Origin of the sequence: Intrasporangium sp., assembly GCF_035280925.1 — a bacterium.
Classification (GTDB): domain Bacteria; phylum Actinomycetota; class Actinomycetes; order Actinomycetales; family Dermatophilaceae; genus Intrasporangium.
Window position 1 is genome coordinate 1 of record NZ_DATEEY010000061.1, and the last position, 12,157, is coordinate 12,157.

Sequence of the window (12,157 nt, forward strand, 5' to 3'; positions counted from 1 at the left end):
GGACGACGGCGTCGCCTTCGCCGGAGCGGCACCGCTGGGTGCGGGCGGGGCCTTGACGGCCGTCTTCGCCGCGGCCTTGCCGTCGCCTCCGGAGCGGAGCTCCGTCGGGAACGTTTCCTTGATCTTGCGGACGACGGGGGGCTCGATGGTGGACGACGCCGACCGGACGAACTCTCCCTGGCTCTTCAGGTGTGCGAGTAGCACCTTGCTCTCGACTCCGAGCTCTTTCGCGAGCTCGTAGACCCGGACCTTGGCCACATTTCTCCTGTCTTGGTCCGGACCTGACAGGAGGCCGAACCGTGGGTTATTGCTGGGGCTTGCTCATCGCTGAGGACTCATCGGAGGCTCATAGCGTTTGACCCGCCTTGGTTCGTTGACGTGTGGTGCACGGCCGTCGGATGACGACCGACCTCATGCTGCTACGGGTGCTGGATCCCGAGATGCTGTGCCACCTCGCTGGTGTCGACCGCGGCCTGCAGGCGCAGGGCACGTCCGAACGCCTTGCGGCGCACTGCCAGCTCGAAACACCCGGGTCGGGGATGCAGCCACGCACCCCGCCCCGGCAGTCGGTGTCCCGGGTCCGGCCGGAGGTGAACCGGAGTGCTTCCCGGCGCATCTGCGTCCTTCGCCGCGACCACTCGCAGCAGGGCCGACCAGCTATCCGTTCCTCGACATCCCACACAGGTGCGGGACGGCTCGGCGCGGAGTCCAGTCCGGTCGGCCACAGAACAGTCTAACCCGTATGCCGCTGAGCTGAGTCCCCGGGGGCTGGCCGGGCTCCGCTCCTCCCGCCCGTCACCACTCCTGCCCTTGACCCCCTCCCCTTGACCCCCTCCCCTTGATCGAGTGAACAGCTTTCGGGGACGCGGCTTCGCCGCGGGGACCGAAAGCTGTTCACTCGATCGGGGGCGGGGCCTCGGTGTCGGGGCGGATGTCGATGCGCCAGCCGGTCAGCTTGGCGGCGAGGCGGGCATTCTGGCCCTCCTTGCCGATCGCGAGGCTGAGCTGGTAGTCGGGCACGATGACCCTCGCCGTGCGGGCGGCGGCGTCGACGATCTCGACGGACTGGACCCGTGCCGGCGAGAGGGCCGCGGCGACGAACTGGGACGGCTCGTCCGAGTAGTCGACGATGTCGATCTTCTCGCCTCGTAGCTCCGTCATGACGGCACGCACCCGAGCCCCCATGGGGCCGATGCACGCGCCCTTGGCGTTGACGCCCGACACCTTGGAGCGGACCGCGATCTTCGTCCGGTGGCCCGCCTCCCGAGCGAGGGCCGCGATCTCGACCGTGCCGTCCGCGATCTCCGGCACCTCGAACTTGAAGAGCGTGCGGACGAGGTTGGGGTGCGTCCGGGACAGCCCGACCTGTGGCCCCCTCGGGCCGCGCTTGACGCTGACGACATAGCAGCGGAGGCGCTCGCCGTGGACGTACCGCTCCCCCGGCACCTGCTCGGCGAGCGGGAGGATCCCCTCGACGCTGCCGAAGTCGACGAGGACGTTCCGAGGGTCCTGGCTCTGCTGGATGATGCCGGAGATCACGTCGCCCTCGCGGCCCTTGAAGTCGCCGAGGATCGCCTCGTCCTCCAGGTCGCGCAGTCGCTGGACGATCACCTGACGGGCCGTCGACGCAGCGATCCGGCCGAAGCCCTCCGGGGTGTCGTCGAACTCCGGACCGGGCTCGCCTCGCTCCGGGCGCTCGCCCTCGTCCGCGGGGAGCAGCTCACCCTCCTCGCGCGCCCAGACGATGACGTGCCCGGTCTTGCGGTCCAGCTCGACCCGGGCCAGGCGGTAGCTGCCCTCGGTGCGGTGGTAGGCGACGAGGAGAGCCTGCTCGATCGCGGGGATGAGCACGTCGAGGCTGAGGTCCCGCTCGCGCTCCAGGGCTCGGAGGGCGGCAAGGTCGATGTCCATCAGGTGTCCTCCTCCGAGCCGGCGGCTCCGGCATCCGTGTCAGCGGCGTCGGGAGCCGACGCGCCCGACTCGTCCGGCCGCTTGAACTCGACCTGAACGGTTCCCCGGTGGACCGCGTCCAGCTCGATCTCCTCGATGCGGGCGGCAGCCTTCTTCGCGGCGGGGACCTCGAGGGTCAGGCGGTCCGCGCCCACCTCGGTGAGGCGGCCCGTCACCGAGCCACGCTCGTGGAGGACCTCGACGAGCCGACCGACCTGGCGGCGGAACTGGTCACGGGACTTCATGGCCCGACCGATACCGGGCGAGCTGACCTCCAGCACGTAGGGCGCCCGCCCCATGACGTCCGATTCGTCGAGGCGGTCGCTCACGGCGCGAGTCGCGTCGGCGACGTCGTCGAGGGAGATGGGCGGGACAGGGCTGGAGGTGTCGGCTGGGTCCAGATCGGCGATGTCGGTGTCGACGAGGACGCGGACCACCCTGCGCTTGCCGGCCGGGCTGATGGTGACGTCCTCGATGACGAGCCCGAGCGGCGCGAGAGCGGGCTCGATGGTGGCTCTGATCTGTTCGGCCGTGCTCATCGCCCACACCTCCTGCTCTTCTCGAATCCGGGCGCACACCGTCTGGGATGCGCGCCGCGTGGATCTACTCTAGCCGCGCACCGGCGCCGCAGGTCGCGTGGGAGGATCTGCCCCATGAATGGCGACACCCGGGCGCGCGGGTCCCGGGTGCACCACCCGCCGGTGTCCACGACCCGACGCCTGTTCCTCGTGGGGGGCGGCGCGGCCCTCCTGGCGGCAGTCACGGGATGCGGGGTGCGCATGGACCTCCCCCAGCCTCCCCCGCCGAGCCCGACGAGGCGCCGCGCTCCCGACGAGGCCCTGATCATCGGGGTCGTCGGGGACCTCGACGAACTGCTCCGCGCGTGGCCGGCCGCCGCCAAACCTGCCGTGCTCAAGCACTCCCGTGCCCTCCTCACCGAGCTGCGGGCAACGCTGGTCGGCCGCCTGACGAACGAGGGGGTGCCGACCGAGGAGATCGCCCCGGCAGCAGCCGACCCCTCGGCCGCCCCGACACCGACCGGGACGCCGACGAGCGGGCCGCTGTCGGTCGGGGAGCTCAGGAAGAGGCTGGCCGCCCTGCCGTCCGCGCATCTGGACTCGACGACGAGCGCGACTGCAGAGACGCGGGAACTGCTGACAGCGGCATACGGCACGATCTTCACCGCCGCGGGGCTACTCGGAGCGGACGTCGCGCCCGCCGCCGAGGCAAGCCCCGTGCGGCCCCGGCTCGCGGAGCGCACGTCGCCGCTCGTCTACGCCTTCGAGGTGGTCGCGGCGCAGTCCTCAGGGACCCAGCGCAGCCGTGCCCTCGACACGCTCGAGCGCCTGCGCGGCCTCGAGCGACTCATCGGGCGCGACGACGCGACGAGCGGGTGGTCCCTCCCCTTCCCCGTGACCGACCCGGGCAGTGCCCGCCGCCTCGGAGACACCGTGCTGAAGCGGGCCGTGGGCGCTCTGGGAGAGGTGCCCGGCAGAGCGCCGACGGCCGAGTCGCTGGACGACGTGGCGCGCTGGGTCGCGGCCGTCCAGCTCGCGGCGGACACGTGGGGTCTCGAGCCGGTTGCGTTCCCCGGGATGGAGCAGCCGGACCGGTGATTGACCTCATCCCGCTGCACTTCGCCCATCACATCGCGGGCTTCGAGCCGGATGGCTACGTCTCCGGCGAGGACTGGCTCCAGATGCTTCCCGGGCTGCTCCGTGACCTGCTGGACGAGTGGCAGCTCGAGCCGACCGGCCGGAGCATGAGCGGTTTCTGCTCTGTGGTCATTCCCGTCCGGATCCTCACGACCGGCGACGCAGCCGTCCTCAAGGTGTCGTGGCCACATCCCGAGGCGGCCACGGAGGCCCTCGCGCTACAAACCTGGAATGGCCATGGCGCCGTCCGTCTCGTCCGGGCGGACCCGGCTCGTTTCGCGCTGCTCCTCGAGCGGCTCGACACCCGGGACCTGACCGAGGCGCCCATCGACGACGCCTGCGCCGTCGTCGGAGACCTCCTGACCACGCTCCGCAGACCGCCGCACCCTCGTGTCCCCCGCCTCGCGGACTACGCCGCCCGGCAGGCAGAGGAACTGCGCGCCGCGCCGCCGGTGATCCCTCGGCGCTACCTTGACCAGGCGGCTGCCCTCGCTCGTGAGCTCGTGGCCCGGCCGCCGTCCGAGGAACGCCTCCTCCACACGGACCTCCACTTCGCGAACGTCCTGGCCGCCGATCGCGCGCCCTGGCTCGCGATCGACCCGAAGCCGATGGCCGGGGACCCGGCCTTCGAGGTCGCGCCGGCGCTCTGGAACCGGGCCGACGAGCTGGGCACCGGCTCGCAGGTGCGCTGGTCCCTCCGTCGGCGCCTCGAGATCATCTGTGAGCGAGCGGACCTCGACGAGGGACGCGCCCGGGCCTGGACCATCGTGCGCGAGGCAGACAACGCGCTCGAGGTCGCGGACGACCCGTCGGCGCGCGACCGCGTCAGCCTGGCGGTGGTGATCATCAAGGCGATGAACGACTGACCCGCAGCTGACGGAGCCATCCTGCCTGTGTCCGCTACTCGCAGCCTGCTCCGCAAATCGGAGCAGGATGCGAGTCCCGTCATCGCGGGTCACCTCGCCAGTGCGACCTGCATCGCCTTCGGCTGGACGACCGCGACGGCCGTGTCTCCGACGCCACGTAGGGATCGCCTAGCGTGGGGTGATGAGCAACCGACTCAGCGAGGCCACCAGCCCGTACCTCCTCCAGCACCGGGACAACCCGGTCCACTGGCAGGAGTGGGGTGAGCCGGCCTTTGCCGAGGCACGCGAGCGCAACGTCCCCGTTCTCCTCTCCGTCGGTTATGCCGCGTGCCACTGGTGCCACGTCATGGCCCACGAGTCCTTCGAGGACGAGCGTGTGGCCCGAGCGCTCAACGACCGCTTCGTCCCCGTCAAGGTGGATCGCGAGGAGCGGCCCGACATCGACGCGGTCTACATGTCCGCGGTCACCGCCCTGACGGGCCAGGGCGGGTGGCCGATGACCGTCTTCCTCACTCCGGACGGACAGCCCTTCTTCGCCGGCACCTACTTCCCCCGCGAACACTTCCTGCGCCTCGTCGACGCCATCGACGAGGCGTGGCGCACCAGAGAGGACGAGGTGCGCGCCTCCGGCCTCCACATCGCCGGTGCCCTTCGCGAGGCGGTCGGCAGCCCCCAGCCGTATGCCGCTGAGCTCGCTGATCTCGATCGTGCAGTCTCCGTGTTGTCGGCTCAGTTCGACGCGTCCGCCGGCGGATTCGGGACGGCGCCGAAGTTCCCGCCGTCGATGGTGCTCGAGTTCCTGCTGCGTCACCACGCCCGGACCGCGGACGACGGGTCGCTCGCCATGGCAGACCGGACCCTCGAGGCGATGGCCCGCAGCGGCATGTACGACCAGGTCGGCGGCGGGTTCGCGCGCTACTCGGTCGACGCGAACTGGGTCGTGCCGCACTTCGAGAAGATGCTCTACGACAACGCGCTGCTGTTGCGGGTCTATGCCCACTGGTGGCGGACGACTCGGAAGCCCTTGGCGGACAAGGTGGTTCGCGAGACGGCTTCCTTCCTGCTCGATGAGCTACGCACCGCCGAGGGCGGGTTCGCGTCTTCCCTGGATGCCGACACGAACGGCGTCGAGGGCCTGACCTACGTCTGGACCCCGGCACAGCTGGCGGACGTGCTGGGCGAGGAGGACGGGGCCCGGGCCGCCCGGCTGCTCACGGTGACCGACACCGGCACGTTCGAGCACGGCACGTCGACCCTGCAGCTGCTCTCGGATCCCGACGACCCAGCCTGGTTCGACACGGTGCGCTCCCGGCTCGCCCGGGCCAGGGCGGGGCGGCCCCAGCCTGCCCGGGACGACAAGGTCGTGACGTCGTGGAACGGCTTGGCCATCGCCGCTCTCGCGGAGGCCGGCGCGATCCTCGACGAGCCTGACTGGATTGCCTCGGCGGTCCGCTGTGCCGACCTCGTGCTGGAGCTGCATGTGGTCGACGGCCACCTACGGCGCGCCTCGAGGGACGGCCGGATCGGGGATGCGTCCGGTGTGGCGGATGACTACGGCAACCTCTCGGAGGGCCTGCTCGCGCTCCACCAGGCGACGGGTGAGGCGCGCTGGCTCAGCATCGCGGGTCGGTTGCTGACACAGGCGCGGGACCGCTTCGGCGCCGAGGAGGGAGGCTTCCACGACACCGCCTCGGACGCGGAGCAGCTCTTCCTGCGCCCGCGCAGCGGCGCAGACAACGCCGAACCGTCCGGCCAGTCCGCTCTCGCCGGGGCGCTCGTGACACTCGGCGCCCTGACCGGCTCCTCGGACCACCTCGAGGCCGGGCGCCGTGCCGTCGAGGCGGGCATGGCCGTCGCCGTCCGTGAGCCTCGGTTCGGGGGCTGGACCCTCGCGATCGCAGAGGCCCTCGCGGCCGGGCCGCTCCAGGTCGCCATCGTGGGCGACGGGCCCGACGGGGACGCACTGGCGCGGACCGCGCGGCTCGCGATGAGCCCCGGGCTCGTGCTCGTCCACGGCGACCCCGATACGCCCGGGATCCCCCTACTCACGGATCGCCCTCTTGTGGAAGGCAACCCAGCGGCATACGTCTGCCGTGGATTCGTCTGCGACCGCCCAGTCACGACGATCGAGGAACTCAGCCAGTCGCTGACCTGACTGCTCCACCGTCTACATCGAATGTGCAGTAAGCGCCCGCACCCCAGCGACGCGAACTGCACACTCGACTGAACGGGCTCGGCCTGTCCCCCGGTTGTCAGCTGCCGGTGTAGGCGGCCAGACACCGCTGAGCGGCAGCCTCGGCGGCCGCACGGTCCTCGCCCGATGCGACCTGTGCCTCGGTCCAGGCGGCGACGCTGCGCTTCATGAACTCGAGGCCCTCGGCGCTCATCTGCCATTCGAGCGCCTGGGCGTCGTCGAGGTGCTCGCCTGTGGTCAGGTGCATCGAGAGGCCGAGCAGCATCATGTCCCAGCCGATGCCGACCGCACCGGGACCGAAGTCAGGCCACCGCTCGTCGACGTGTGCGATGTGCTCGACGCGGAGCTGGGAGCCCTCGCCAGCCGTGCTGAAGGTGGCGACGACCCAGGAGACGCCCATTCCGCCGAACTCCCAGGTGAGGCGGATGCGATCCTGCGGCACGCACTCCTCGATGGTGCCGCCGGCGTTGCCCTGGAGCTGGTACTGGCCGCCCTCTCGCAGGTCCCCCGTGACCGGCATGAGCCAGCGCGAGATGCGCTCTGCCTCGGTGCAGGCGGCCCACAGGTCGGCGAGAGGCACCGGGTAGGTCTGGGTCAGGACGACCGACTTCGTCTCCTGCCCGTCACGGCTTCCCGTCGCGACGGCGCGGTCGACGGCCGGGAGCTGGTCCAGAGGGTTGAGCGTGTCCATTGGGGACTCCTTCGTCGTGAGGTGGTTGCGGTGCGGATGTGCGTCGACCACGCCGCAGCTCGGTACCCAAGGCATCGAGCCGTTGCGACCAGAAGGCACGGAAGTGCGAGAGCCACATGTCGAGCTCCTCCAGGGGAGCGGGGTCAACGGCATAGATCCGCCGGGTGCCCTCGGCGCGGACCGTGGTGAACCCGTTGTCACGCAGCACTTTCAGGTGCTGTGAGACCGCGGGGTGCGAGATGCCGAACTCGTCGCCAATGGCGCGGGCCAGCTCGCCTGACGACAGCTCTCCCTCGGACAGGAGGACGAGCAGCCGTCGGCGAACAGGATCACCGAGGACGTCGAGCGCGTGCATGCACTCCATATTTGCGCTCTGGCTTAATTAAGTCAAGAGCGAAATAGATGGATCGGTTCAGGTCCACCAGCCGAGGAGGCTGCCGCCGATCCGGACGATGAAGGCCGAGACGATCAAGACGAAGACGGCCCGTACGAAGCCGCTGCCTCTGGCCACCGCCGTGCGAGCCCCGATGTAGCCGCCCGCGATGTTGCCCACCGCCATGACGAGGCCGACCTGCCAGAGGACGTGCCCGCCCGGCGCGAAGACCGTCAACGCGCCGAGGTTGGTTGCGAAGTTGGTGATCTTCGCCTTGACGCTGGCCTCGAGGAAGGTGTAGCCGAGCAGGCCGACGAGCGAGAAGACGAGGAACGAGCCGGTACCTGGACCGAGGGCCCCGTCGTAGACCCCGACGACGAAGCCGGTGAGCATCGCGAGGGCAACGTGCTTGTGCCCGTGGAACCGCTTGATCGACTCCCGGCCCAGGTCCGGCCGGAGGATGGTGTAGGCGCCCACCACGACGAGGAGGACGAGGATGATCGGGTTGAACGCCGACTTGGGGATGTGCAGCCCGATGACCGCGCCCCCGATGGCTCCCAGGTAGGCGACTCCCGCCATGGGCAGCGCCGTTCGCAGGTCGGCGCCCACGCGCCGGAAGTAGGTCACCGAGCTCGTCGCCGTGCCGAAGATCGAGCTCACCTTGTTCGTGGCGAGCAGCTGCGCAGGAGTCGCGGAAGGGATCCCGATGAGCAGGGCAGGCAGCTGGATCAGGCCGCCACCGCCGACGACGGCGTCGATCCAGCCCGCGGCGAGGGCAGCGACGCCCAGCAGGGCGATGACGCCGGGCGTGAGGTCCTCCGTCAAAGGAGGTTCCACGCGTCGACGATCGTCGCGATGTCGACGAGGTCGTGCGCAACGGCGTCGGGAGTCGCCTCATGAGACACCTGCTGGTCGACCGGGATCTCGGAGTGCGGGATCCAGATGGCCCGCATCCCGACCTGCTGGGGGCCGTGCACGTCCTCGAAGGAACGGTCCCCGACGTAGGCGCACTCCTCGGCGGCGACTCCCAAGGCACCAGCGGCATGGGCGAAGATCTCCGCCTGGGGCTTCACCCACGGCACCTCGCTCGAGTAGACGTCTGCGTCGATGAGCTCGAGCACGCCGTCGCGCTCGAAGATGCCCCGGTGGTAGTCGCGGTCCCAGATCGTGTTGGACAGCACGCCTATCCGGATCCCGGTTGCTCGCAGTGTCTCCCAGAGTGGACCGATGGATGGGTGGGTGAAGGTGTGCGGCTCCCAGAACGCACGGTAGGCCGCGGTCCCGGCCTCCGTCCGGGAGTCGCCGTGTGGCAGCCCGCACGACTCGAGGATCTCGTGGAGGCGTGCGCTCAGCCCCTCGGATCGGCCGCGTTTCCAGGCGAGGTCCTCAGCGGCGGACAGCGCGCTCACGAGGTCGTCGCGCGAGCGCGCCGCGAGACCCGCGCCGTCGGCGAACGCGGTCCACTGTGCTCGCAGGTCGACCGTGTGCCATGGCGTGATCGTGCCGCCCCAGTCGAAGATGACAGCCTTGACGGGCGCCTTGCCGGGCGCCTCGAAGGGGCGGGACGACGCCGATCCGGTCTCGGTCACGACCCCCGCACCTCGGCGAGCACCGACTCGACGGCCGAGTCCAGAGCCACCTCACGGCGCTCGCCCGAGCGGCGGTCCTTGATCTCGACCCTGCCCTCGGCGAGGCCGCGGCCGACGACGATGATGGTCGGCACCCCGATGAGCTCGGAGTCCTTGAACTTGACGCCCGGACTGACGCCCCGGCGGTCGTCGACGATGCACGTCAGACCCCGCGCCTCGAGCTCTCGCGCGAGGTCCTCCGCGGCGGAGAAGAGCGGCTCGTCCTTGCCCGCGGCGACGATGTGGACATCGGCCGGCGTGAGCTCACGAGGCCAGATGATGCCGGCGTCGTCGTGGTTTCCCTCGACGACGCAGGCCACGGCACGCGAGACGCCGACGCCGTAGGACCCCATCACGACCGTCGTCAGCTTGCCGTTCTGGTCGAGCACCCGCAGGTCGAGCGCCTCCGCGTACTTCTTGCCGAGCTGGAAGACGTGGCCCATCTCGATGCCGCGCGCCCCCTCGAGGACGTGGTCGCAGTTCGGACAGGGGTCACCGAAGCGCACCTCGGCCGCCTCGATCGTCCCGTCGCCCGTGAAGTCCCGCCCGACGACGAGGTCGATGACGTGGCGCCCCGGCTCGTTCGCGCCGGTCACCCACCGGGTGCCCTCGGAGACCCGGGGGTCGAGCACATAGCGGATGCCCGTCGAGCCCTCGGTCCCCAGCGCGCCGGGCCCGATGTACCCCTTGACGAGGCCGGGGTGCCCGGCGAACGCCTTCTCGTCGAAGGCCTCGACCTCGGCCGGCTCGACCTGGGCACCGAGCCGCTTCTCGTCGACGTCGCGGTCGCCGGGAATGCCGATGGCGAGCGGCTCGCGCGTGCCGTCGGGGTGCACGAGCGTGACGACGACGTTCTTCAGCGTGTCGCCTGCCGTCCAGGCCCGGTCGTCCCGTGGGAAGTGCTCGTTGAGGTGGGCGACGAGGCTCTCGATCGTCGGTGTGTCCGGCGTGTCCTCGACATGGGCAGCCGGCACGCCCTCCCACCCCACCGGCTCCGGGGCCGGGACCCGGACCGCCTCGACGTTGGCGGCATAGCCGCAGTTGGTGCAGCGGACGTAGGTGTCCTCGCCCACCTCGGCGGTGGCGAGGAACTCCTCGCTCTTGGACCCGCCCATCGCGCCGGCCATCGCCGCGACGATGACGTAGTGGAACCCGAGCCGGTCGAAGATCCGCACGTAGGCGTCTCGGTGGGCCTGGTAGCTCTTGTCCAGTCCCGCCTCGTCGACGTCGAACGAGTAGCTGTCCTTCATGACGAACTCACGGGCGCGGAGCAGTCCGGCGCGCGGGCGGGCCTCGTCGCGGTACTTCGTCTGGATCTGGTAGATCGACAGCGGCAGGTCCTTGTAGGACGAGTACAGGTCCTTCACCGTGAGGGTGAACATCTCCTCGTGCGTCGGCCCGAGCAGGTGGTCGGCCTGCTTGCGGTCCTTGAGCCGGAAGATGTTGTCGCCGTACTCCAGCCAACGGCCGGTCGTCTCGAAGGGCTCCCTGGGCAGCAGGGCCGGGAAGAGCAGCTCCTGGGAGCCGATCGCGTCCATCTCCTCGCGCACGATCTGCTCGACGTTGCGCAGCACCCGCAGGCCGAGCGGCAGCCAGGTGTAGACACCCGGGCTGACCCGCCGGATGTAGCCGGCGCGGACAAGGAGCCGGTGGCTCGGGACCTCAGCGTCCGCCGGGTCCTCGCGCAGGGTGCGCAGGAACAGGGACGACATGTGCAGGACCACGGGCTGGCTCCTCGGTGACGGGGCAGGGACGTTGACGACGGAAGGATATCCGCACACACGGGAGCTCGCGGCCGCGAGCGGCCTGCGCCCCCGTGGACCCCCGAGGACTGCGTCGCCAGGTGGACTCGACCGCTGTCGAGGCCTGCGCCGCCCTAGCGTCGGGGGTCATGGACGACGTCTACCTCCATGGCCACCATCCCAGCGTCATCGCGTCCCACGGTGTTCGCACCGCCGCGGACTCAGCGGCATACCTGCTCCCCCACCTGCGAGAGGGCATGTCCGTGCTCGACGTCGGCTGTGGCCCTGCGACCATCACGCTCGACCTCGCCGAGGCCGTCGGGACCGGACAGGTGATCGGGATCGAGCCGGTCGAGCAACCGCTCATCGCGGCCCGCCACAATGCGGCTGCGCGACGGGACCCGCGGACAGAGTTCGTGCGCGCCGACGTCCATGAGCTTCCTTGGGACACTGGCACGTTCGACGTGGTGCACGCACACCAGGTCCTCCAGCACCTGGTCGACCCCGTCGCCGCCTTGCGCGAGATGGCCCGGGTCAGCCGGTCGGGCGGCATCGTGGCCTTCCGGGACGTCGACTACGCCTCGATGGTCTGGTACCCAGAGACCGACGGCATGGCCCTGTGGCTCGACCTCTACCGGCGGCTCGCGCGGGCCAACCACGCCGAGCCCGATGCCGGCCGCCGCCTCAAGGCTTGGGCTCACGCGGCGGGCCTGGAGTGGCTGACTCCGTCCGCCTCCCTCTGGACGTACGCGACGCCGGAGCAGTGCGCGTGGTGGGGCAGCGCTTGGGCACATCGAGCGCTCGACTCCACCTTTGCGACGCAGGCCCTCGAGCGGGGGTTCGCCTCTCGGGATCAGCTCCAGCGGATCAGCGAGGCATGGCTGGACTGGTCCGGGCACCCGGACGCCTGGTTCGCCATGACCCATGGCGAGGTCATCGCCCGCGTGTCCCGGTGAACCGGGTGCGATCGGCGCAGAACTCGGTGGAGCACCCGGCCGGCGCCTTGGGAGAGTGGTCCCATGCCGCTGACCTCCGTGACGTTCCAGTGCACTCATGAC

The 12,157-nt window shown here is 70.5% G+C and carries 13 protein-coding genes; 4 read left to right on the forward strand and 9 right to left on the reverse strand.

Going from position 1 to position 12,157, the window contains the following annotated elements:
* The 4 genes from VJN29_RS06390 to rimP form a co-directional block, all read right to left on the reverse strand.
* The coding region (locus VJN29_RS06390; RefSeq protein ID WP_324142756.1) for a translation initiation factor IF-2 N-terminal domain-containing protein at positions 1–258 on the reverse strand (258 nt) is incomplete at its 3' end.
* Positions 259–419: 161 nt separating this feature from the next.
* A complete protein-coding gene (locus tag VJN29_RS06395; protein WP_324142757.1) occupies positions 420–725 on the reverse strand; it encodes a YlxR family protein in 306 nt (101 codons plus the stop codon).
* A 169-nt stretch (positions 726–894) separates the two neighbouring features.
* On the reverse strand, positions 895–1,911 hold the full coding sequence (nusA, locus tag VJN29_RS06400) for a transcription termination factor NusA (protein ID WP_324142758.1): 1,017 nt from the start codon (positions 1,909–1,911) through the stop codon (positions 895–897).
* On the reverse strand, positions 1,911–2,489 hold the full coding sequence (rimP, locus tag VJN29_RS06405; protein ID WP_324142759.1) for a ribosome maturation factor RimP: 579 nt from the start codon (positions 2,487–2,489) through the stop codon (positions 1,911–1,913). The genes nusA and rimP overlap by 1 nt, the downstream gene beginning before the upstream one ends.
* Before the next feature lie 114 nt (positions 2,490–2,603).
* Between rimP and VJN29_RS06410 the strand changes: the two genes are divergently transcribed.
* From VJN29_RS06410 to VJN29_RS06420, 3 genes are all read left to right on the forward strand, one after another.
* Positions 2,604–3,566: a hypothetical protein gene (locus VJN29_RS06410; RefSeq protein WP_324142760.1), complete on the forward strand. Its 963-nt coding sequence runs from the start codon at positions 2,604–2,606 to the stop codon at positions 3,564–3,566.
* Positions 3,563–4,471: an aminoglycoside phosphotransferase family protein gene (locus tag VJN29_RS06415; protein WP_324142761.1), complete on the forward strand. Its 909-nt coding sequence runs from the start codon at positions 3,563–3,565 to the stop codon at positions 4,469–4,471. Before VJN29_RS06410 ends, VJN29_RS06415 begins: the two co-directional genes overlap by 4 nt.
* A gap of 181 nt (positions 4,472–4,652) precedes the next feature.
* The gene (locus VJN29_RS06420; protein WP_324142762.1) at positions 4,653–6,626 is read left to right on the forward strand and encodes a thioredoxin domain-containing protein; all 1,974 of its coding nucleotides are present in this window, start codon (positions 4,653–4,655) and stop codon (positions 6,624–6,626) included.
* A gap of 97 nt (positions 6,627–6,723) precedes the next feature.
* Here the strand turns inward: VJN29_RS06420 and VJN29_RS06425 are convergent, their stop codons facing one another.
* From VJN29_RS06425 to VJN29_RS06445, 5 genes are read right to left on the reverse strand one after another with little or no spacing between them, the layout of a single operon-like run.
* Positions 6,724–7,356 (reverse strand): SRPBCC domain-containing protein, encoded by a 633-nt coding sequence (locus VJN29_RS06425; RefSeq protein ID WP_324142763.1) that lies wholly within the window; start codon positions 7,354–7,356, stop codon positions 6,724–6,726.
* Positions 7,289–7,711: a metalloregulator ArsR/SmtB family transcription factor gene (locus tag VJN29_RS06430; protein ID WP_324142764.1), complete on the reverse strand. Its 423-nt coding sequence runs from the start codon at positions 7,709–7,711 to the stop codon at positions 7,289–7,291. Before VJN29_RS06430 ends, VJN29_RS06425 begins: the two co-directional genes overlap by 68 nt.
* Positions 7,712–7,768: 57 nt before the next feature.
* Entirely contained in the window at positions 7,769–8,554 is a 786-nt protein-coding gene (locus VJN29_RS06435) for a TSUP family transporter (RefSeq protein WP_324142765.1), read from the reverse strand.
* On the reverse strand, positions 8,551–9,318 hold the full coding sequence (locus VJN29_RS06440) for an HAD family hydrolase (RefSeq protein WP_324142766.1): 768 nt from the start codon (positions 9,316–9,318) through the stop codon (positions 8,551–8,553). Before VJN29_RS06440 ends, VJN29_RS06435 begins: the two co-directional genes overlap by 4 nt.
* On the reverse strand, positions 9,315–11,081 hold the full coding sequence (locus tag VJN29_RS06445) for a proline--tRNA ligase (protein ID WP_324142767.1): 1,767 nt from the start codon (positions 11,079–11,081) through the stop codon (positions 9,315–9,317). Before VJN29_RS06445 ends, VJN29_RS06440 begins: the two co-directional genes overlap by 4 nt.
* Positions 11,082–11,248: 167 nt before the next feature.
* Here VJN29_RS06445 and VJN29_RS06450 point away from each other — a divergent pair, with 167 nt between their 5' ends.
* Positions 11,249–12,055 (forward strand): methyltransferase domain-containing protein, encoded by an 807-nt coding sequence (locus VJN29_RS06450; protein WP_324142768.1) that lies wholly within the window; start codon positions 11,249–11,251, stop codon positions 12,053–12,055.
* Positions 12,056–12,157 lie beyond the last annotated feature (102 nt).